This window comes from Asticcacaulis sp., assembly GCF_035497195.1.
Classification (GTDB): Bacteria; Pseudomonadota; Alphaproteobacteria; order Caulobacterales; family Caulobacteraceae; genus Asticcacaulis.
In genome coordinates this window covers 334433-356321 of record NZ_DATJDZ010000014.1, presented here as the reverse complement: position 1 = coordinate 356321, position 21889 = coordinate 334433, and the positions used below count along the sequence as shown (strand labels likewise).

22 protein-coding genes are annotated in these 21889 nt (G+C 60.7%); 16 read left to right on the top strand and 6 right to left on the bottom strand.

Annotated features, from left to right (window positions below):
* On the bottom strand, positions 1 to 525 hold the full coding sequence (locus tag VL130_RS05705; protein WP_325361768.1) for a TadE/TadG family type IV pilus assembly protein: 525 nt from the start codon (positions 523 to 525) through the stop codon (positions 1 to 3).
* A gap of 84 nt (positions 526 to 609) precedes the next feature.
* A complete protein-coding gene (locus VL130_RS05700) occupies positions 610 to 1041 on the bottom strand; it encodes a pilus assembly protein N-terminal domain-containing protein (protein ID WP_325361767.1) in 432 nt (143 codons plus the stop codon).
* Positions 1042 to 1420: 379 nt separating this feature from the next.
* On the opposite strand from VL130_RS05700, the gene VL130_RS05695 reads away from it, so the two are divergent.
* From VL130_RS05695 to VL130_RS05650, 10 genes are all read left to right on the top strand, one after another.
* On the top strand, positions 1421 to 1609 hold the full coding sequence (locus VL130_RS05695; RefSeq protein ID WP_325361766.1) for a Flp family type IVb pilin: 189 nt from the start codon (positions 1421 to 1423) through the stop codon (positions 1607 to 1609).
* A gap of 128 nt (positions 1610 to 1737) precedes the next feature.
* Complete coding sequence (locus VL130_RS05690) at positions 1738 to 1914, top strand: Flp family type IVb pilin (protein WP_325361765.1); 177 nt, start codon at positions 1738 to 1740, stop codon at positions 1912 to 1914.
* A 56-nt stretch (positions 1915 to 1970) separates the two neighbouring features.
* Positions 1971 to 2498 (top strand): A24 family peptidase, encoded by a 528-nt coding sequence (locus VL130_RS05685; RefSeq protein ID WP_325361764.1) that lies wholly within the window; start codon positions 1971 to 1973, stop codon positions 2496 to 2498.
* A gap of 243 nt (positions 2499 to 2741) precedes the next feature.
* Entirely contained in the window at positions 2742 to 3689 is a 948-nt protein-coding gene (gene cpaB, locus VL130_RS05680; RefSeq protein ID WP_325361763.1) for a Flp pilus assembly protein CpaB, read from the top strand.
* A complete protein-coding gene (locus VL130_RS05675) occupies positions 3686 to 5209 on the top strand; it encodes a type II and III secretion system protein family protein (protein WP_325361762.1) in 1524 nt (507 codons plus the stop codon). The genes cpaB and VL130_RS05675 overlap by 4 nt, the downstream gene beginning before the upstream one ends.
* 8 nt (positions 5210 to 5217) lie before the next feature.
* A complete protein-coding gene (locus VL130_RS05670; RefSeq protein WP_325361761.1) occupies positions 5218 to 5901 on the top strand; it encodes a CpaD family pilus assembly protein in 684 nt (227 codons plus the stop codon).
* A gap of 13 nt (positions 5902 to 5914) precedes the next feature.
* Positions 5915 to 7381, top strand: a complete 1467-nt coding sequence (locus VL130_RS05665) for an AAA family ATPase (RefSeq protein WP_325361760.1) — start codon at positions 5915 to 5917, stop codon at positions 7379 to 7381.
* 10 nt (positions 7382 to 7391) lie between these two features.
* Complete coding sequence (locus tag VL130_RS05660) at positions 7392 to 9029, top strand: CpaF family protein (RefSeq protein WP_414636217.1); 1638 nt, start codon at positions 7392 to 7394, stop codon at positions 9027 to 9029.
* 83 nt (positions 9030 to 9112) lie between these two features.
* Complete coding sequence (locus tag VL130_RS05655; RefSeq protein ID WP_325361759.1) at positions 9113 to 10108, top strand: type II secretion system F family protein; 996 nt, start codon at positions 9113 to 9115, stop codon at positions 10106 to 10108.
* A gap of 13 nt (positions 10109 to 10121) precedes the next feature.
* Positions 10122 to 11144 carry a type II secretion system F family protein gene (locus VL130_RS05650; RefSeq protein ID WP_325361758.1) on the top strand — a complete coding sequence of 341 codons (1023 nt, stop codon included), beginning with the start codon at positions 10122 to 10124 and terminating at the stop codon, positions 11142 to 11144.
* A 172-nt stretch (positions 11145 to 11316) separates the two neighbouring features.
* On the opposite strand, the gene VL130_RS05645 is transcribed toward VL130_RS05650, so the two are convergent.
* From VL130_RS05645 to VL130_RS05635, 3 genes are all read right to left on the bottom strand, one after another.
* Complete coding sequence (locus VL130_RS05645; protein ID WP_414636216.1) at positions 11317 to 13134, bottom strand: ribonucleoside-diphosphate reductase subunit alpha; 1818 nt, start codon at positions 13132 to 13134, stop codon at positions 11317 to 11319.
* Positions 13135 to 13433: 299 nt separating this feature from the next.
* Positions 13434 to 13811 (bottom strand): aspartate 1-decarboxylase, encoded by a 378-nt coding sequence (gene panD / locus VL130_RS05640; RefSeq protein WP_325361756.1) that lies wholly within the window; start codon positions 13809 to 13811, stop codon positions 13434 to 13436.
* A gap of 81 nt (positions 13812 to 13892) precedes the next feature.
* Positions 13893 to 14552, bottom strand: coding sequence for a helix-turn-helix domain-containing protein (locus VL130_RS05635; RefSeq protein WP_325361755.1), 660 nt, complete (start codon positions 14550 to 14552; stop codon positions 13893 to 13895).
* Positions 14553 to 14837: 285 nt separating this feature from the next.
* Between VL130_RS05635 and VL130_RS05630 the strand changes: the two genes are divergently transcribed.
* Positions 14838 to 15917 carry a glycosyltransferase family 1 protein gene (locus VL130_RS05630; protein WP_325361754.1) on the top strand — a complete coding sequence of 360 codons (1080 nt, stop codon included), beginning with the start codon at positions 14838 to 14840 and terminating at the stop codon, positions 15915 to 15917.
* 99 nt (positions 15918 to 16016) lie between these two features.
* On the top strand, positions 16017 to 17036 hold the full coding sequence (locus tag VL130_RS05625; protein ID WP_325361753.1) for a LacI family DNA-binding transcriptional regulator: 1020 nt from the start codon (positions 16017 to 16019) through the stop codon (positions 17034 to 17036).
* Here the strand turns inward: VL130_RS05625 and VL130_RS05620 are convergent, their stop codons facing one another.
* Positions 17037 to 17984: a glucokinase gene (locus VL130_RS05620; RefSeq protein WP_325361752.1), complete on the bottom strand. Its 948-nt coding sequence runs from the start codon at positions 17982 to 17984 to the stop codon at positions 17037 to 17039.
* A gap of 141 nt (positions 17985 to 18125) precedes the next feature.
* Here VL130_RS05620 and VL130_RS05615 point away from each other — a divergent pair, with 141 nt between their 5' ends.
* From VL130_RS05615 to VL130_RS05600, 4 genes are read left to right on the top strand one after another with little or no spacing between them, the layout of a single operon-like run.
* Positions 18126 to 18776 (top strand): phosphoribosylanthranilate isomerase, encoded by a 651-nt coding sequence (locus tag VL130_RS05615; RefSeq protein ID WP_325361751.1) that lies wholly within the window; start codon positions 18126 to 18128, stop codon positions 18774 to 18776.
* 38 nt (positions 18777 to 18814) lie between these two features.
* Positions 18815 to 20050 (top strand): tryptophan synthase subunit beta, encoded by a 1236-nt coding sequence (trpB, locus tag VL130_RS05610; protein ID WP_325361750.1) that lies wholly within the window; start codon positions 18815 to 18817, stop codon positions 20048 to 20050.
* Entirely contained in the window at positions 20047 to 20865 is an 819-nt protein-coding gene (gene trpA, locus VL130_RS05605; RefSeq protein WP_325361749.1) for a tryptophan synthase subunit alpha, read from the top strand. The genes trpB and trpA overlap by 4 nt, the downstream gene beginning before the upstream one ends.
* Positions 20866 to 20882: 17 nt before the next feature.
* A complete protein-coding gene (locus tag VL130_RS05600) occupies positions 20883 to 21818 on the top strand; it encodes an acetyl-CoA carboxylase carboxyltransferase subunit beta (protein ID WP_325361748.1) in 936 nt (311 codons plus the stop codon).
* Positions 21819 to 21889: the final 71 nt, after the last annotated feature.

Below are 21889 nucleotides of genomic sequence, written 5' to 3'. Positions count from 1 at the left end.
TTAAAAAGGCTCGTTTCTGAAAACGGCTTTGGCGGTGATAACCGCATTGTGGTTGCCCAGCCGCGACAGGGCGCCATCGAGAAGGGGCGTAATCAACGGCCATTCGTAATAGACGCGAACCAGTTGGACCCTGCTGCCGAGGCCGACCAGGTAAACGAAGTTGGCAGCCACGAACTTGCCATCCTCGATTGGCGGGGGCGCCGTGGTAAGCTCGGCAAAGGTGCCGTAGTTCCGGACGTCTATTTGCAGGTTGCTGGTGCAACCGTCCCCCAGCCAGCTCATCTGGTCACAGATCTTCTGTTTGAACTGTTCGACGCTGGTATTCGCCTGGGTCGTCAATCCGGTGCGGATATTCCGCGAGGCTATGTCTGTGGCGTTATCGAGCGACACCGACACGAGGAAGATCAGGGCCAGTTCGACGCAGGCGCAGATCAGGAAAATCAGCGGTCCGGCCACAAGGGCGAATTCCACGGCGGCGGAGCCACGGCTATCTTTCAGGTGTAGGTCTGCAAGCCTGGCTCGCATGATGTTTCCGCGCCCCTTATTCGCAATAGTGGCTGTTAGCTTACGGGGGTTGGGTCAATAGTCCGTTAAAACCGGCTATTATATCTACGGGTTGGCAGCGACCGGCGTGCCGACAGGTGACGCATTGCCGGCATTGCTGTTGCCGACCTCTTCCGATGTGCAGATGGTGGAGCAGACCATCAAGGACGGCGTAAGGCCCTTATAGACGGTGATCGCGCCCTTTTGCGAAGCCGTCACCACGACCTCGCCATCGAACAGGGGCCGGCCCATCTGATCGGTGATGATGACGCTTGAATTGCCGAAGCCCTTGCCGACGATATAGACCGTGCGGGAGTCGATGACATTGACATCGGCGATAGCGGGATTGGCGACGATGACCGAACCGGCGGCGCCGCTCAGCGATATGCGCGCCGAATGGTTTTTTTCGACAACCAGGCGCTGGGCGGCGGAAGCGCCAAAAGCGGTGAATGTGGCGGCGAGCGCCAGAACCATAATGCCGGTCTGTTTGCTGTTCATATTCGTCATCCTAATGGCTCTTATACCGCATCGGCCCGAAACCGTTCTGGTCCGTGAGTCTCTTTATAACAGGCGGACGTAAGGGTCCGGTTAGGAAACATCCTAAATAACATTTCTTTAAATTTGCTAAACACAATATTAACGTCAAAAAATACGCATTAATACAACGATAATTATGATTAAAATAAGTTAAGGTTAATTGAAATTAACAGTAACCGTAGGTTAACTATAGAATATTCTTATTTTATTTTGATTGTTTACTTCACTTTAATCAAACATCGCTAAGTTGATCTCGTGTTCGGGAGCAAATGAGCCGTTTACTCGGTACCCGATACGAAATGGTTCACTTGCTTACAAAATTTATCCAGGAGAAAATCACATGACCAAGTTCTTCAATCGCTTCGCTAAAGACGAATCCGGCGCCACCGCCATTGAGTATGGCCTGATCGCCGCCCTGATCGCTGTCGCCCTGATCACCATTCTCGGCACCGTCGGTGGCAAGCTGCAAGACACCTTTAACAGCATTTCCGAAGGCCTTAAGGCGACGCCGGCGGCTCCGGCGGCCTAAGTAAGCTGAAAACGGCTTATCTATAATATGGACGGTCCTGACGGACTGAACTGATGCGGGCCGCAGACGATATCTTGTCTGCGGCCTGTTCTTTTAAGCATCCCACGCATTGCAATGGGTACTGGCAGATGTTCAAACGATTTTTGACAGATGAAAGCGGCGCCACGGCGATTGAATACGGCCTGATCGCCGGGCTGATCTTTCTCGCCATCGTCACGGCGGTGCATTATTATATCGAAAACACCGAAGCCATGTACCAAAGGATCGGCGATGCCGTCGTCGGTGCGACGACCCACGGCGAATAAGCATATCCTTAACCCGGAGTTGCTACTTACTCCCGGTCATTAACCCTGTCCGAGGTATGTCGTCCGTGTCGATCGTTGTTCTGCTGGCCTGCCTGTATCCGATCGCCCTCTTCTGGGCCGCCTTTTCGGACCTCACCACCATGACCATCCCCAACCGCCTGACCATTGGTCTGGCGGTCGCTTTCGTTCCGGTCGCGCTGCTGTCGCATCTGAGCCTGACCGACTGGGGTATTCATCTTGGCCTCGGCCTGGCGGGGCTGGTGCTCGGCATGATCTTTTTCGCCCTGCGATTCATGGGCGGCGGCGACGCCAAGCTGCTGGCGGCGGCTTCGCTGTGGCTGGGGTTTCACGGCTTTGTCGCCCTGTTCCTCTATACGGCGATCTTCGGCGGCGTACTGACCCTGGGGCTTTTAGGCCTGCGCCAGTTCTTCTCGCTTTACGGCCCCAAGCTGCCGCGCTGGCTCGGCCAGCACTTCGAACCCAAGGGGGACATTCCCTATGGAATCGCCATCTGCGCCGGCGGAATCGCCGCCCTGTGGCAGAGCGACTTCATGAGCACTGTGCTGCCCCTGCCGCCGTTATAAATGCGACCTTGATCATCGCTTCTCTCCCCCTCTACCTGCAAAGGCGGGGAGAGGGGGAAGAAGATGAGGCGCAAAGGACTCTCCGCAGCGAAAATAACGGCAAAATTCATCAATTTACGGCGTCGCGGCGTTTCTTTAGCCGAACGTTAACTAACCTTAAGCGATGATTCCCTAAGTTCAATTTCGAAACTGATTTGGCCTGCATGATGCGGGTTATCGGGCTTCTCAGGGGATATGGGGTAGATGAAGACGTCACGCTATGCCGTCATCGGTCTTGCGGCCATCGCGGCGCTGATTCTGGCCTTTCTGGTGCGCGGCATGGTGGCCGGCAGCGGATCCCACAAGGCCGAGGCCTCCGTCCAGGCGCCGCCAACCCAGCCAACCGCCCGTGTGCTTGTCGCCGCCCGCGACCTGCCCGCCGGCACCCGCCTCACCGAGGCCGATCTCAACTGGCAGGACTGGCCCGTCAATACCCTGAATCCCGCCTATATCGTCGATGGCGGCAAGCCCGCTGCCGCCGCCGCACCTGCCGCCGGCAGCGAAGACGCCACCGCGAAAAAGGGCGACGCAAAAGACGATCATGTCGCCGTCAAGAAACCCGCCAATGAAGTGGTTCAGGCCATTGCCGACAAGGTAGTCCCTTCGGCCGCCAAGGAAGCCTATGTCGGCGGCGTGACGCGTGAGGCTATTCTCGCCAACGAACCGATCATCGACGCCAAGATCGTCCGCGCCGACGAAGGCGGCTATATGGCCGTCATGCTCAATCCCGGCATGCGCGCCCTGGCCGTGCCGGTCAGTGTCGATAACACCGCCGGCGGCTTCATCCTGCCGGGCGACCGCGTCGATATCCTCGTCACTCACCAGACCCCGCGCACCACCGGCAGCGGCACGATCGATTCGGTCCAGCCGGTGCTACGCAATATTCGCGTGCTGGCCATCGATCAGCAGGTCGCCGCCGAGGAAGGCAAGCAGAGCGTCATCGGCGCCACGGCCACCCTCGAAGTGTCGCCCAGCGATGGTCAGGTCGTCACCCTGGCCAAGGCGTCGGGCACCCTGTCCCTGATGCTGCGCTCTTATGCCGACACCGCCGGTCCTTCGGGCGCGGTCGCCGCGGCGCCGACGGGCGCCGGTGACAAATCGGTACGCGTTTTCCGGCCCGACCAGACCACAGAGGTGATGGTGTCACGATGAAGCCCTTTAAACATCACGCTTTAATGGCCGGCCTGAGCCTCACGGCGCTCGCCTTTACGCTTTTCAGCGCGGCCTCCGTTTCGGCGGAGCCGCGCAGCTATACGGGCAACGCCGGGCTTCAGGTCCAGACGCAAAGCGCCCCGGTCAAGACGCAGGTGCTCAACCTGCCCAAGGGCCGGTCGGCGGTCGTCGATCTGCCGGTCGACGCCAGCGACGTTTTCGTTTCCAATCCCGCCGTCGCCGACGCCGTGCTGCGCACGCCGCGGCGCATCTTCGTTCTGGGCGTGGCCAATGGCCAGTCCGACGCCATCTTCTTCGACGGCATGGGCCGCCAGATCCTCAACCTGTCGATTATCGTCGATGCCCCGACCGACGGCCTGGCCGATGCGATCGGGCGTCTGTTCCCCGGCACGCATGTCGAGGTCCAGAGCGTCAACGGCCATGTCGTTTTGTCGGGCATCGCGCATGACGTCGGCGAATCCGACCAGATCAGCCGCCTCGCCGCCAGCTTTGCCGGTTCGCCGGATAACGTGCTCAACCTGATGACCATCGCTGGCAAGGATCAGGTGACGCTCAAGGTGCGCATCGTCGAAGTCAACCGCTCGTCGATCAAACAACTCGGCCTGTCCAGTTCTATTACCTACAATAACGGCACCAAGTCCTATTCCTTTGGCCGCTCCAACACCTATGGCGCCAATGGCGGCTTTCAGGGCGGCAAGGGCCTTTGCTATGGCCAGGCCAAAACCGCGACCTTGAACGGCTCCACGACCACCACAACCACGAGCGGCGGCACGACCACCACAGTTTCCAATAGCGGCAAGCTGAACTATGGCACCAGCAGCGACGCTTGCCTCGAAGCCTTTGAACACGCCGGCCTGGCCCGCACCCTGGCCGAACCCAACCTGACGGCGGTTTCCGGCGAATCGGCCAAGTTCCTGGCCGGCGGCGAATTCCCCGTTCCCACCGGCGAGGACGATCAGGGCCGCGTCAGCATCACCTTCAAGCCCTTCGGTGTCGGCCTCGGCTTCACGCCGGTCGTGCTGTCCGGCGGCCGCATCTCGCTCAAGATATCGACCGAAGTGTCCGAACTGACCAATACCGGCGCCTTCACCGTTTCCGGCGGCGTCACCATTCCGGCGCTCAGCGTCCGGCGCGCCGAAACCAGTGTCGAAATGCAGTCCGGCTCCTCGCTGATGATCGCCGGTCTGTTGCAGTCAAAGCTCAAGGAAAGCCTCGATTCGCTGCCGGGCATGACTTCGCTGCCGGTGCTCGGTTCGCTGTTCCGCTCGCGTGACTTCCTCAACGACGAAACCGAAATGGTCGTGCTGGTCACGCCCTATATCGTCGACCCGACCAACCCTGACGCCATGCAGACCCCGGCCGATAATCTCCAGGCCGCCAGCGATATGAGCGCCACCTTTATGGGCACGCTCAACCGGATCGTCAAACCCGCCGGCGATTCCACGCAGGCCGCCGCCGCGGCGCCCTATCAGGCGCCCGTCGGCTACGTGATTGAATAGGACATAACATGACTCACTTACGTCCTTTGACCTTGGTTTTAGCCCTCACCGCATTGGCGGCCCTGACCGGTTGCGCCACCGGTTCCGGCAAGGCCGGTAATGCGGCCCTGACCGCCGCGACTCCCACCGAGCAATATCCGCTCCAGGCGCAGACGATGACGAAGACCATCAACCTGCGCATCAATGCAGGTGGCCTGTCGGATAATCAGCGCACAGCCCTCGACCAGATCGCCGAAAAGGCAAGCTGGACCTCCGGCGCACCGGTCGATGTCGAGATCATCACCAGCCCCGATCCCCGCGCCATCGCCGCCGGGCAGACTGTCGGCGGCTATCTGGTGGCGCACGATGTCGACGGGTCGAACCTGTCGCAACTGAGCCAGCCGGGTCAGCCTGCCGATATCGTTACGGTCAATATCGTCAACTTCCGGGCGCGGACCTATGCCTGCGGCCAGACCTGGGAAAACCTGGCGGCCACCCGCAACAACACCGCCTATCAGAATTTCGGCTGCGCCGTCTCCTCGAACCTGGCCGCCCAGATCGCCGATCCGCGTGACCTGCAAACACCCAGGGCGGCCACGCCGGTCGATATGGGCCGCCGCTCCGCGGTGCTCGACAAGTACCGCAAGGGCGAGGTTACGTCTTCGGCGAAGGACGATAACGCCACGGGCGCCATTTCCAACGCGATCAAGTAGAGCAAGGCAAGTCATGGCAAACCCCGCCAAACATAACGATCCCTTCGACAGCCTCGATGACCTAGACGACGAATTCGTCGATTACCGGGCCAAGCTCGACACCGAGGACGACTATGCCGTGGATAGCTACGTGGCGGAAACGCCGGTGCGCGATCCGTTCGCCGAAGATTTCGACGACGAACCGGTCGATCTGCAACGTCAGGCCTTCGCCGCGCCCGCCGCACCGCTGGGCCTGCGCGAACCGGCCGGCCTGCATGTTTCCCACGATGCTGACGACATCGGCGCGATCTCCATTCCGCGCATCGCCATTCACTTTTTCCCCGACAGCGAGGAGTCCGTCGCAGCCTGCGATGCGGCGGCGCTCGATCGCCGCATGTCGCGCGCCCAGTCGCTTGTCCGGCGCGGCGGTATGCAGGAGGCCATCGAAACCTACCGCCATGAGCCAACCCCTTCGCTGATCTTTGTGGAAAGCCAGTCGCGCGGCCGCGACCTGCTCGATCAGCTGGGCCAGCTCGCCGAGGTCTGCGACGCCAATACCAAGGTCGTGGTTATCGGCGCGCATAACGACATTTCCCTTTATCGGGAATTGATCCGCCAGGGCGTCAGCGACTACATGGTCGCACCGGTCCAGCCGATGCACCTGATCAAGTCGATCGCCACCCTGTTCAACGATCCGGAAACGCCGTTCGTCGGTCGCACCATCGCCTTTGTCGGGGCGCGCGGCGGCGCCGGGTCTTCCTCCATCGCCCATAATTTCGCGTATAATCTCAGCGAACAGATGCAGTCGAACACGGTCATCATCGATTACGACCTGCCCTTCGGCACCGCCGGCCTCGATTTCAATCAGGACCCGCTGCAAGGTATGGCCGACGCACTGAATGAGCCGGACCGCCTCGATTCCGTGCTGCTCGACCGGATGCTGGCCAAGTGTACCGATCGCCTGTCGCTGTTTTCGGCGCCGGCCGCGCTCGATCAGGACTATACCGCCGATCAGGACGCCTACGAAGAAGTGACCCGCAAGGTGCGTTCCGCCGCGCCCTATATCGTCATGGACCTGCCGCACCTGTGGACGCCGTGGCTGAAGGCCAACCTGATCGCTGCCGACGAGGTGGTGATCGTCGCCACGCCGGATCTGGCGTCGTTGCGCAACGCCAAGAACATCATCGACCTGCTCAAGCATTCACGCCCCAATGACTCCGCGCCGAAGCTAGTGCTCAACCAGACCGAAATGCCGGGCCGTCCGGAAATCCCGGTAAAGGACTTCACCGCCGCGCTCGGCATCGAGCCGTGCGCCCTGATCCCCTTCGACGCCAAGCTGTTTGGCCAGGCGTCGAATAACGGCCAGATGCTGGCGGAGGTCGCCCCCGCCGGCAAGGTGGCCGATGCGATGGCGCAACTGACGGCCCGCATCACCGGTCGCAATCCGGAACTGAAAACCAAGAAATCGGCCTCCTTCCTGGGCAATCTGTTTAAGAAGTGAGGTTCTGAACGTGTTTGGTAAACGTCCGACCGAGGGGTCTCAAGGGGTTGGGGTCCGTGCGCTTGCCGGCGCGGCCAAATCTGGCCCGTCGCCTCTGGAGATTCGCGCCCAGGCCCTGAGCCAGGGCGCGGCCCCGCCGCCCGCCTCGGCCAATTCGGATATCGCCACGCGTCCGCAAACCCTCGACGGCAAGACCGCCGCCCAGAATACCGCCACCGTGCGCACCGCCCTGCCCGAACTGTCTCAGGAGAAGCGCGTTGGCGCGGATAAGGGCGCCGCACAGGCCGTCAAGCCTAAGCTTGCCCCCAATAAGCTGAGCAAGGGTCTGGAGCAGATGCACCAGGCGCAGGCGGTCACCGAGATCGTCCGTGAGCAGTCTGACTACTATCACGCCACCAAGACGGCGATCTTCAACGCCCTGCTCAATACTATCGACCTGAGCCAGCTCGCCTCGCTCGACCACAAGGCGGCCTCCGAGGAAATCCGCGACATCGTTGCCGAACTGGTGGCGATCAAGAATGTGTCGATGTCGGTGGCAGAGCAAGACAATCTCGTCCAGGACATCATCAACGACGTTCTGGGCTACGGCCCGCTGGAGCCGCTGCTGGCGCGCGACGATATCGCCGACATCATGGTCAATGGCGCCACGCGGGTCTTCATCGAAGTCGGCGGCAAGGTGCAGCTTACCAATGTGCGCTTCCGCGACAACCAGCAACTGATGAACATCTGCCAGCGCATCGTGTCGCAGGTCGGCCGCCGCGTCGATGAAAGCTCGCCGGTCTGCGACGCCCGCCTGCCCGACGGTTCGCGCGTCAACGTCATCGCGCCGCCACTGGCGCTTGATGGCCCGACGCTCACCATCCGGAAGTTCAAAAAAGACAAGCTGACCATGCGCAACCTGGTGGAGTTCGGCTCCATCAGTCCCGAAGGGGCGCGCGTGCTCGGCGTTATCGGGGCCTCGCGCTGCAACGTGCTGATCTCCGGCGGCACCGGTTCCGGCAAGACCACCCTGCTCAATACCCTGACCGCCTTTATTGACCCGACCGAGCGCGTCATCACCTGCGAAGATGCCGCCGAACTGCAACTGCAACAACCGCATGTGGTGCGTCTCGAAACGCGCCCGCCCAACCTCGAAGGTCAGGGCACCATCACCATGCGCGATCTGGTCAAGAACTGTCTGCGGATGCGCCCCGAACGCATCATCGTCGGCGAAGTCCGCGGCCCGGAAGCCTTCGACCTGTTGCAGGCCATGAACACCGGCCACGACGGTTCGATGGGCACGCTACACGCCAACTCACCGCGCGAAGCCGTATCGCGTCTCGAATCGATGATCACGATGGGCGGCTATGGCCTGCCGTCGCGCACCATCCGTGAAATGATCGTCGGCTCCATCGACATCATCGTGCAGGCCGCCCGCCTGCGCGATGGCTCGCGCCGCATCACCCACATCACCGAAGTGCTCGGCCTCGAAGGCGATGTCATCGTGACGCAGGACCTGTTCGTCTACGAAATCGAGGGTGAGGACAAACAGGGCAAGATCATCGGCCGCCACCGCTCCACCGGCATCGGCCGCCCGCGCTTCTGGGACCGCGCCAAATATTACGGCCTTGAGCGTGAACTGGCGGAGGCGCTCGATGCGAGTGAATAGCACCTTGATTTCGCAGGGAAAGCACCCCCTCCGTCGCCGACAAGCCGCGCCACCTCCCCCGTTTCACAGGGGAGGATGAAGAGATGCTCATGACTCTTGTCATCGCCTTTCTGGGCTTCGTGATTATCGCCAGTGTCGGCTTTGCCTTCACCGGTGGCGGCGCATCGCCGGCGCTGGCCAAGCGCACCCAGACGATCGGGCTGGGCACCAATACCCGCGTCAAGCAACGCCAGAAGAGTCAGGCCAAGACGCCGGAAGAGCGCCGCAAGCAGATTACCGAACAGCTCAAGGAAGCCGACAAACGCGAACGCAAGGCGCGCCTGACCCTGCGCACCCGGATGGCGCACGCCGGCGTGTCGCTCGATATCACCCAGTTCTGGATCTATAGCGGTGTGCTTGGCGCCGTGGCCTTCTTCATCCCCCTGCTGGTTCTGGGGCAGATGCCCTTCATGATGCGCCTGCTGATCGCCTGTGGCGCTGCCTTTATCGCCTGCTACGGCCTGCCGCGCTGGATTCTGGGCATGATGGCCGCCAAGCGCGTCAAGAAGTTCACCGAAGAATTCCCCAACGCCATGGACATCATCACTCGTGGCATCAAATCCGGCCTGCCGGTCAATGACGGGCTGAAACTGGTGGCCAAGGAATGCGCCGCCCCGCTCGGCCCCGAATTCCAGCGCCTGGTCGAAAATGTCGGCGTTGGCATGGCGCTTGACGGCGCGCTGGAAAAGATGAGCGAGACCATGCCCGCGCCGGAACTGCGCTTCTTCGCCATCGTGATCTCCATCCAGTCCAAGACCGGTGGCAATCTGTCCGAAGCGCTCGGCAACCTGTCGACCGTGCTGCGCGCCCGCAAGATGATGCGCGAAAAGATTAAGGCGCTGTCTTCCGAAGCCATCGCCTCGGCCTCGATCATCGGCGTGCTCCCGCCGGGCGTCGGCGTCATGATCTCTATCGTCCGGCCGGAATATATCGCGCCGATGTTCACCGACATGCGCGGACAACTGATGCTGCTGGCCGGCGCGACCTGGATGTTCATGGGCATCATGATGATGCGCAAGATGATCAACTTCAAATTCTAGGGCAGGCAATCACATGACCGACTTCGCCGCCTTTATCATGAACCCCGGCAACCTGATCTTCGGGTTCGTGGCCATCCTGGCCTTTTTCAGCCTGCTGACGCTCGGCCAGAGCCTGACCGCCGGCGAGCAGCTTGAAAAACGCATGAAGTCCGTGGCCACCCGCCGCGAAGAGCTGCGCCGCCTGTCGCGCCAGACCGTCAAGGAAGGGTCAGGCCTGCGGCATACCGACACCAGTCCTTATCGCGCCCTGGTCGAGAAGCTGAACCTCAAGACCCTGCTGGAAGACCCGAAAGTGGTCGATAACCTGGCCATGGCCGGCTTTCGCGGTCCGAAGCCGATCTCGACCTTTTACTTCTTCCGTTTCGCCATGCCGTTCGTGCTGGGCGCCATCGCCGCCTTCGAGATGTTCGTGGTCGATATCGGCCACTATCCGATACAGGTGAAGCTGCTGATTACGGTCGGCGCCTTCGTTATCGGCTATTACGCGCCCAACCTCTATATCTCGAACCGGGCCACCAAACGCCGCACCTCGATCATGCAGGCCTTCCCCGACTCACTCGATCTGATGCTGATTTCCGTCGAGGCGGGGATGTCGATCGAAACCGCCCTGCACAAGGTGGCCGCCGAAATGGGACCGTCCTCCATCGAACTGGCGGAAGAGCTTTCCCTGCTGGTGGCCGAGCTTTCGTACCTGCCGGAACGCCGCATGGCCTATGAGGGCCTGTCCAAACGTACCAACCATCCCGGCATCAAGTCGGTCTGCACCGCCATGATCCAGGCGGAAAAATACGGCACGCCGCTCGGCACCGCCCTGCGCGTCATGGCCAAGGAAAACCGCGAAATGCGTCTCTCCGCAGCAGAGAAAAAGGCCGCGGCCCTGCCGGCCCAGCTTACCGTGCCGATGATCGTTTTCTTCCTGCCGGTGCTGTTCCTGATCATTCTGGGGCCGGTCGTGCTACGCATCAGCGACATGCAGAAAAAGGACCACAACGCGCCGATGATCGGGGATCGCCCGGCGGCGGCGCAGAAGAAGTAAGACGTGGGGTCACAGACCCCACACCCCGCAAATCGGCCTGAGCATGGGCCAGCTTTATAACTAAATAAAAAGGGCCTCGCTGGAGGCCCTTTTTATTTAGTTGCATAGTCGATCCAAACTCTGTCGAGTTATGGGTGCAGGGCCTGTGGGCCTGTGGCCCTGCGTCTTTACCTTATTGGCAGGCCAGACATTCCTCGTAGTCCGTCTTCGGCGTTTCCATCTTTTCGACGGCTTCCTTGGTGTCGCTGCCGGCGTGCGAGGCGCGCTGGACCGACTTGGAACGCAGATAGTAGAGCGACTTGACGCCCTGTTCCCACGCCGTCCAATGCAGCATGTGCAGGTCCCACTTGTCGGTGTCGCCCGGCAGGAAGATATTCAGCGATTGCGACTGGCAGATTTCCGGCGTGCGGTCGGCGGCCAGTTCGACTACCCAGCGCTGGTCGATTTCAAAGGCGGTCTTGAAGACATCCTTTTCGTCTTGCGACAATTCGTCCAGATGCGCGACAGAGCCTTCATTCTCGACGATCGAGTTCCACACGTCGGTCGTATCCAGGCCCTTGGCTTCGAGCAGTTTCACCAGGTACGGATTTTTGACGGCGAAGGAGCCGGAGAGCGTCTTGTGGGTATAGATATTGGCCGGGATCGGCTCGATGCCCGCCGAGGTGCCGCCGCAGATGATCGAGATCGAGGCGGTGGGCGCGATGGCCAGCTTGTGCGAGAAGCGCTCCATGACGCCACGCTCGGCGGCGTCTTCGCACGGTCCGCGCTCTTCGGCCAGCTTGACCGAGGCCTTGTCGGCTTCGCGGCGCAGGTGCTTGAACAGGCGCATGTTCCATGACTTGGCCATGGCCGATTCAAACGCCACGTTCTGCGCTTGCAGGAAGGAGTGGAAGCCCATCAGGCCGAGGCCGACCGAGCGTTCACGCATGGCGGAATAGACGGCGTTATCCATCGAACCCGGCGCGCACTGGATGAAATCCTCCAGCACGTTGTCGAGGAAGCGCATGATGTCTTCGACGAAGCCCGGCTGATCGCGCCATTCGAGGAAGGTTTCGGCATTGACCGACGACAGGCAGCAGACGGCGGTGCGGTCGCGGCCCTTGTGGTCGACACCGGTGTGCAGCATGATTTCCGAGCACAGGTTCGACTGGCGGACCTTGAGGCCCAGTTCGCGCTGGTGCGCCGGCATGGCGCGGTTCACGGTATCGGAGAAGATCAGGTAGGGTTCGCCGGTTTGCAGACGGATTTCGAGGATCTTCTGCCACAGCGAACGGGCGTCGATGAAGCGGACAACTTCGTCGTTCTTGGGCGAGCGCAGGCCGAACGGCGTGCCATCGCGCACGGCTTCCATGAATTCGTCGGTGATGCCGATGCCGTGGTGCAGGTTGAGCGACTTGCGGTTGAAGTCCCCCGACGCCTTGCGGATTTCGAGGAACTCTTCGATTTCGGGGTGGAAGACGTCAATATAGACGGCGGCCGACCCGCGACGAAGCGAACCTTGCGAAATGGCGAGGGTCAGCGAATCCATGACGCGGATGAACGGAATGATGCCGGAGGTCTGGCCGGCGCCCTTGACCTTTTCGCCGATCGAGCGGACGCCGCCCCAGTAGGTGCCGATGCCGCCGCCGTTCGAGGCGAGCGCGACGTTTTCATTCCACACCGACACGATGCCTTCGAGATTATCCGGCACGGCGTTGAGGAAGCAGGAGATCGGCAGGCCGCGCTTGGCGCCGCCATTGGAAAGCACGGGGGTAGCAGGCATGAACCACAGGCGCGACATGTAGTCATAGATACGCTGGGCGTGGTCGCTGTCGTCAGCATAGGTAGTGGCGACGCGGGCGAACATGTCCTGGTAGGTTTCGCCCGGCATCAGGTAGCGGTCGTCGAGCGTGGTCTTGCCGAACGCGGTCAGCAGCGAATCGCGCGACGGATCGGTGACGATTTTGGTGACCAGCTTGAATTCGGCGCGTTCCTTCGGGCGGACGGCCATGTTCGGCTTCCCGGACGTTTGGGATACTTCACGCTTCACTGCTTCGTTCGCTGACATCTTCACTCTACCCTTGAAATCTCGAAATCGCTCCGTGCCCGGAGCTACCCATATGGGAGACGTTAACAACTATATCTAGTGTCTGCGTCACCCGGCCCGTCTATATAAGGGGCCATAGGCCAGAGTTTTCGTCAAGGATCAAGTCGATGTTTTGGCGAACTTTTTCGTTAATGAGAGGTTAAATTTTCGCTTTCTCCATACCGCTCAAGGGCTTGCGCAAGCGAGACACTTTTTCGCCTCAATCACGATTTCTGTGTAAGAATCGTGGAGGGCGTTTCCGAGAGATAGCGGTCAAGTTTATTATGCCGGTCGACGAGCACAACACTGGGGATAATCGGCGCGTCGGTCAGCTCAAAACCCATGATGATGATCTGCTCCGACTCGTTGATCAGGTGCGCCGCCGCCCCGTTCATGGCGATAATGCCGGAATCGCGTTCGCCGGTGATGACATAGGTCTCCAGCCGGTGACCGGAAGTGTTGGAAACCACCAGAACGCGCTCCCCCTCCCACAGCCCGACTGCCTCCATAAGCGCCTCATCGATGGTGATGGAGCCGATATAGGCCAGGTTGGCCTCGGTGACATAGGCATTGTGGATCTTGGAACGCAGGACGTGACGCATGATAAGCACTCGGCGGTGACGGGAATGCCGTGCTTATGCGCGCCAGAGGCCCGACAGGTCAAGACCAGCCGGAAACGGAGGCTATTCGCCCCACAAATCCGTGACATCGCCCTTGCGGTTGAGCATGTGGACGGCGCGCTTGATGACCGTCAGCACGGCTTCGATGCGGGCTTCGGATTCATAGGTCAGGGCGGAGCGGTGCATCCCGTCGAGCGCAAAGCGGGCGAGATCGCGGCTGGCCTGAAAGCGGGCGTCGGCGCCGGCCATGATGAAGCCCGGCGTGGCGCGGCCCATCGCGGCGTTGTCGAAAGCTTCCTGCGCCGGACGGATGGCCTTGGCGACATCGGCATCCTGGCGGGCGGCGCGTTCAAGCGCCAGGAACGCCGAAAAAGGAATGGAACTGAGCAGCCGCCAATAGGCTTCGATGGCGCCGTCGAGCGCGTCCCGATCGGGTTTCAGCTTCTTGGCCTCGGCCTCGAAGGCGGCTTCGCGCGCGGCGTGAATATGCCAGGCGGCGGCTTCAACGAGATCTTCACGGGTCGGGAAATGGTAGAGCATGGCGCCGCGCGTCAGGCCGCAGGCCTCGGCGATGGCGGCGTTACCGGCGCGGTCATAGCCCAGTTCGGCGAACAGGCGCATGGCGGTTTCGAGAATCTGGATGCGGGTCCGGCGCGACTTCGGCGTATCTTTTGCGCCTCCGTCCTTATCCCGCACCTGCGTTGTCTTTAATCGCTCTGCCATTGGTTCCTGTTTCGCCCCACGAGCACGCCACTTTGATTATCCGGCGCCCATGAGGGTCCTGACTTTAAAAATAAAGGATTTTGGCCTTTACGCAAGCGGCAAACGATCAAACGCTTTATTGTTTCCATATAAAATCGTTTTGTGCACCGCACAAACCGCCCCACGCAACAAAAACACTCCGTCGCGTCACCAGCCAACCCGGTGGAAGGCTTTGCCCTTGCCAAACTTCGCTACAATCGGCATTGAAGGCAGGATACCTCGAACCGCCCTGAAGGACAGACGAATTTGCGCATCTTGCTGGCAACCGACGCATGGGAACCCCAGGTCAACGGCGTGGTGACGACGCTCCGCCGCACCATTGAGGAGTGCGAAAAGCTCGGCCACGAGTTTCACATCATCGACTATAACCAGTTCAAGACTGTTTCATGGCCGGACTATCCGGAGGTCAAGCTGGCGCTCGGCTGCTATGAAGAAGTGCGCGAGATCATGCTCGATTACGAGCCGGACGCCATCCATATCGCCACCGAGGGCTTTGTCGGCCTGGCGGCGCGGCGCGTCTGCCAGGAATTCAAACTGCCCTTCACCACCAGCTATCACACCAAGTTCCCGGAATATGTCTCGGCCCGGTTACCGATTCCCTTGAGCGTGGGCTATGCTTTCATGCGCTGGTTCCACAAGCCGTCGGGCCGGGTGATGGTGGCGACGCCGACCCTGCAAAAGGATCTGGAAGCGCGCGGCTTCACCAATATCTCACCCTGGACGCGCGGCGTCGATACCGAGACCTTCCGCCCCGGCCTGGAACCGATCAACGGCGACCTGCCGCGTCCGATCATGACCTATGTCGGCCGCATCGCCATCGAGAAGAACCTCGAAGCCTTCCTCAGGCTCGACATGCCCGGCACCAAGGTGCTGGTCGGCAAGGGGCCGCAACTGGAGGAATTGAAGGCGAAATACCCCGATGCCGTTTTCCCCGGCCCGCAGTTCGGCGAAAACCTGGCGCGCTACTATTGCGATTCCGATGTCTTCGTCTTTCCGTCGCTGACCGATACCTTCGGACTGGTGATCACCGAAGCAATGGCCGCCGGCACGCCCGTGGCGGCTTTCCCGGCGCACGGCCCGATCGACATCATTCCCGGTTCCGGCGCCGGCGCCATCAATGACGACCTCAAGATCGCCATCGAGGAAGCCCTGAAGATCAACCGCAAGGATGTGCGGGCCTATGCCGAGAAATTCACCTGGCCGGAATGCGCGGCGGAATTCGTGCGTAATCTCGAACCCTATCCGGAACCGGCCAAGACCAAGCTGTGGACCAAACTGCGCCAGTTGCCACGCCGCATCCGGCGCAAGAAGACAAACGCCGCCTGATATCTGCAAGGTTCAGCCCTGCCCGGAGGCGTCTGCGCTTGTCTATGGACTAAAGCGGCGGGGGGTGCGATGCTGCTCCAACAAGAACAAAAGTCACCCATGAAACGCCCCACCTCGTTTGATATCGCGGCGCTTGCCGGCGTCTCCCAGGCCACCGTTTCGCGGGCGCTTTCGGGCGCCTCATCGGTCAGCGAGGCGGTGCGCCAGCGCGTGTTCGACGCCGCGGCCCAGCTCAACTACACGGTCGATATCAATGCGCGCAAACTGCGCTCGAAGAAGATCAACACCATCGCCGTGCTGGTGTCGGAAGACCTCGACCATTCCGACAACCGCATCAATCCGTTCTTCCTGCCACTGATCGGCTCGATCCTCGACTACGCCAATTTAAAGGGCGTCGATGTGCTGATGTCGCTGCAAAAGGCCGATGCCGACTGGGGCGCCGATTACGGTTTTTCGCGCCGCGCCGACGGTATTATTTTCCTCGGTTACCGCGATTTTGAATCCTACCTGCGCAAGGTAGCGGTGCTGGCCAAGGTCGGCGAGCCGTGGGTGGTCTTCGGGCCGGTCATGCCGGAAACGCCCAACCTGTTTATCGGCTCGCAGAACGAGGAAGGGGCGCACGAGGCGGTGGTGCACCTGATCCGTCTCGGCCGCAAACGTATTGTTTTTCTCGGCGAGGCCTCAGAAGCCCATTCGGAATTTTTCGAGCGCTTCAAGGGTTATCAGCGCGCCCATGCCGAGGCCGGCCTGACGCCAGACCCGCGATTGGCGGTCGATTGCTTTATCTCGCGCGAAGAAGGCGCGGCGGCGATCGAGCGCCTGCTTGACGACGGCGTTCAATTTGACGCGGTGTTCGCCGTTACCGACCTTCTGGCCATCGGCGCGATACAGTCGCTGCAAAAGCGCGGGCTGAATGTGCCGAAGGATGTTTCGGTGATGGGCTTCGACGACCTGTGGGCCTGCACCTGCATCAACCCGACGCTCTCCACCGTCCGGCAGGACACGGCCACCGCCGCGCGGGTACTGGTCGATACCCTGGCGGCGCTGATCGACAATGAACCGGTCGAGATGACCCGCATCCCGACGCAGTTAGTTATTCGGGAATCTTGTGGCGGCTGATCAGTCGAACAGGGTCGCCAGGCCGATGATCTCCATATCGGGCGCGAGTGTGCGATAGACCGGAATTTCCGAGACATAATCGCTGAGCCGGCCCTTTTCGGCATAGCGGCGGCAAAAGGCCGGCACATCGAACAGGTCGCCGATCATGTCGAGCAGGTCGCCAGCCAGATAGACTCCGCCGCGCGCCCCCAGGATCAGCGCGACATCGGACGCCATAGCGGCGAACCAGCCCATGCTGAGATCAACGGCCTGTTTGGCGCGGCCATCGCCGGTCGAGGCGAGCGCGATGATTTCCTCGATAGAGGGCGAAGGGGCATCGTCGCCTTCGATTTTCGCCAGCGCGGCCCATAGATCGACCACGCCGGGGATGGAAATGACGCGTTCACGCGACACATGGCCGTATTTATCGATCAGCACGCGCATCACCGCCTCCTCGATATCCGAGGTTGGCGCCAGGTCGGAGTGACCGCCTTCGGTCGGCATGGCCGTCCAGCCGCCCATGCCGTCCGGCACCAGCGCCGACATGCCAAGACCATTGTGCGGTCCGATAACCGCGAGGACCTGTTCTTCCATCGCATCGCCGCCACAGATTTTTTCGCATTCATCGCCATGCAGGCGCGGAATGGCCAGGGCCTTGGCGACGAAATCATTGACGAGGTTGATGCGCTGGGTATCGAGAAAGCCGCGCATGTCGGCCCGGTCGATCGAAAAACCATGATTGGGGAGTTGAATGACACCGCCACGTTCCCAGCCGGCGGCCGAAATGGCCGCGCCGGCGAGACGCGGCTTATCCTGCGCTTCCAGAAAGTCAGAAATGGCGGCTTTGTAGCTTTCGAGACTGTTACAAGCGTAATGAGTCGATTCCCGCGGGCGTTCGCCGCGTCGCGCCAAGGCCAGCTTGAGATAGCTGCCATTACTGATGTCACTCAGCAATACAAAGTCAGTCATGATTTCCTTGCCCTACGTTTTTATTTTATCCCCGGCCTTTTTATTTTTGTGGGCCGGCTTAATTAAGTTTGAAATGTAAATTCCAAACCTTGATTTTTACTAAAGCATCTGTCCAAAAGAACGCCAAATCGAGGTCTTTTTATGCCACCCAAGGTAAAAATTTGCGGAATTCGGACAATCGAAGCGGCTATCGCAGCGATAAATGACAGCGCTGACTTTTTGGGCTTCATCCATTTCCCGAAAAGTCCGCGTCATTTGACGCTCAACGCCATGAAAAACCTGATCCAGGCGATTCGTAGCGTTAACGCTAACATTCCCTGTGTCAGCGTTGTCGTCAACCCGGATGATTCGCTGCTGTCAGACCTCAAAAACACCGTCAGGCCGGACCTGATCCAGCTTCATGGTAAGGAAACACCGGCGCGCGCGGCGCAGATCGCGGACTTAACACATATTCCCCTGATCAAGGCCGTCAGCGTCAGTGAAAAAGGCGATCTCGATGGCATATCCGCCTATGAGCCGCATGTCGAATATATGATGTTCGACGCCAAGACGCCGAAGGAGGCTGACCTGCCCGGCGGACTGGGCCTGAGCTTCGATTGGAGCATCATGCAGGGCTATTCGGGTGCGAAGCCGTGGTTTCTGGCGGGCGGTCTGTCGGTTGAAAATGTCGCCGAAGCCGTCAGATTATCCGGCGCGCCCATGTTGGATGTCTCGTCAGGTGTCGAATCCGCCCCCGGCGTGAAGGATAACGGACTGATTTCGGGCTTCCTAAAAGCAGCAAAGTCGCTATAAGGCCTGTCTCCTGACCTTAATTTAAAGGAATTCCCACGGTGAGCGATCCCGTTCTCAGAAACAGCTATAGCCAACCGGACGCCAAGGGCCGGTTCGGTTCGTTCGGCGGGCTTTACGTCCCCGAAACCCTGATGCCGCTGGTGCTGGAACTGACGCAAGCCTGGCATGACGCGCGTAACGATGAGGGTTTCTGGGCCGAATATCATAGCCTGATGAAGCATTTTGTCGGCCGCCCGTCGCCGCTCTATTTCGCCGAACGCATGACCGAGCATTTCGGTGGCGCGAAAATCTATTTCAAGCGCGAAGAGCTGAACCACACCGGCGCGCACAAGATCAACAACTGCATCGGCCAGATTCTTTTGGCGAAACGCATGGGCCGCAAGCGCATCATCGCTGAAACCGGTGCAGGCCAGCATGGCGTCGCTTCGGCCACGGTCTGCGCCCGCTTTGACCTGCCCTGCATCGTCTATATGGGCGCCACCGATGTTGAGCGGCAAAAGCCCAATGTCTTCCGGATGCAGCTTCTGGGCGCCACGGTCTCCCCGGTCACCAATGGCCAGGGCACGCTGAAGGACGCCATGAACGAGGCCCTGCGCGACTGGGTGACCAATGTTCACGACACCTATTACATGATTGGCACGGCGGCGGGGATGCACCCCTATCCGGAGATGGTGCGCGAATTCCAGACCGTCATCGGCAAGGAAACCCGCACGCAGATTCTCGAACTGGAAGGCCGCCTGCCGGATGCCGTGATCGCCTGCGTCGGCGGCGGATCGAACGCCATCGGCATGTTCCACCCCTTCATCGATTACGATACCGTAAAGCTGGTCGGCGTCGAAGCGGCGGGCCACGGGCTTGACGTCTATAATGGCCACGCCTCTTCGCTGAATGGCGGTCGCCCCGGCGTGCTGCACGGCAACCGCACCTATCTGTTGCAGGACGATGACGGCCAGATTCTCGAAGGCCATTCGATTTCCGCCGGTCTCGACTATCCCGGCATCGGGCCGGAGCACGCCTATCTCTTCGATACCGGCCGCGCCAAATACGTCACCACCACCGACGAGGAGGCGCTGGCCGCCTTCGCCCTGACCTGCAAGCTGGAAGGCATTATTCCGGCGCTGGAATCCTCACACGCCATCGCCCGTGTCGGTGAACTGGCAAAGGAAGTCGGCAAGGGCGGGATCGTCGTCCTCAATCTGTCGGGCCGCGGCGACAAGGATATCGCCACCGTGGCAAAACATATGGGTGAAGCCGGAGCGAGTTTGCTGTCATGAGTGTTGCCCGTATCGACAAGCGCTTCGCCGACCTTAAGCGTGCGAATAAATCCGCCTTCATCGCCTATATCATGGCCGGTGATCCCAATCTGGAAACGACCTTTGATATCCTGAAAGGCCTGCCGGCGGCGGGTGCGGATATCATCGAACTCGGCTTTCCGTTTTCCGATCCGATGGCCGAAGGGCCGACGATTCAGCGCGCCGCCGAACGCTCGCTGGCCGCCGGCACCAAGCTGCGCGACGTCTTCATGCTGGTAAAGCGTTTCCGCGAGATAGACCAGGACACGCCGATCATCCTGATGGGCTATATGAATCCGGTCGAATTCCTCGGCTATGAACGCTTCGCCGCCAGCGCTTCGGAAGCTGGTGCGGACGGGCTTATTGTTGTCGATTGCCCGCCGGAAGAAGCCGATGGCCTGACCGATGCGCTCGATGATCACGATATCGCCCTGATCCGCCTGGCCACCCCGACTACGGACGCCAGCCGCCTGCAAACCCTGGTCAAACGCACCAAGGGCTTCATCTATTATGTCTCGGTGGCGGGCGTCACCGGCGTCAAGTCAGTCGATGCCGACGCCATCGCCGATCAGGTGGCCAGGGTGCGTGCCGCCGCCAATCTGCCGGTGGCCGTGGGCTTCGGCATCCGCACGCCGGAAAGCGCCGCCAGCGTCGCCCGCATCGCCGATGCGGCGGTTGTTGGGTCGGCGCTTGTGGACGAGATCAAGAATTCTTTACCGAATAGTAACCGGGCCAGCACGAAAGTTCTGGAAAAGGCCGCCATTTTGGCTCAGGCTGTCCACACTGCCCGGAATTAACAGGAGTACCTTAGAGTATGGCTATGGCTGATACATCTAACAAAGGCCCCAAATTACCGGCCGCCGCCAAGAACACCGAACGCCGCGAGCGTGGTGGCTGGCTGTCAAAAATTGCACCGGGTATTTCCAATTTCGTCGGCAGCAAGCGCGAAACGCCGGAAAACCTGTGGGTGAAAGACCCCGATACCGGCGACATGATCTATCGCTCGGACCTGGAAGCCGCCCTGTGGGTGACGCCTTCCGGTCGCCATATGCGCATCGGCCCCAAGGCGCGCATGAAATTCACTTTTGATGACGGCCAATACGAAAGCCTGCCGACGCCGGAAGTCACCGAAGACCCGCTGCACTTCTCCGATGGCAAGCCCTACAAGGACCGCCTGAAAGCCGCCCGCGCCGCCACCGGTGCGCGTGACGTCATGGCCATCGGCTACGGCAAGGTGCAGGGTGTCGATTGTATTGTGCTGGTGCAGGATTTCGCCTTCATGGGCGGATCGCTCGGCATGGCCGCCGGCGAGGGCTTTATCGCCGCCGCCAAGGCCGCCGTGGCCCGCAACTTGCCGATGGTGGTCTTCACCGCCGCCGGTGGCGCCCGCATGCAGGAAGGCGCCCTGTCGCTGATGCAGATGGCCCGCACCACCCTGGCCATCCAGGAACTGAAAAAGGCGCAACTGCCTTATCTTGTGGTGTTGACCGACCCGACCACCGGCGGCGTCACCGCTTCCTACGCCATGCTGGGTGATATCCACCTGGCCGAACCGGGCGCGCTGATCTGCTTCGCCGGCCCGCGCGTGATCGAAACCACCATCCGCGAAAAGCTGCCCGAAGGGTTCCAGCGCTCGGAATTTCTGGTTGAAAAAGGCATGGTCGATCGGGTGGTGCCGCGGTCGGAACTGCCGGAAGTGCTGGGCGCGCTGATGTCGATGCTGATGAGCGGCAAGCGCAAGGCGGCATAAGTTATGGGGCTTGGGGCCTGGGGCCCCAAGCCTTCCCTTCCAATAAAAAGTCCGGCCCGCTTCGGCCGGAT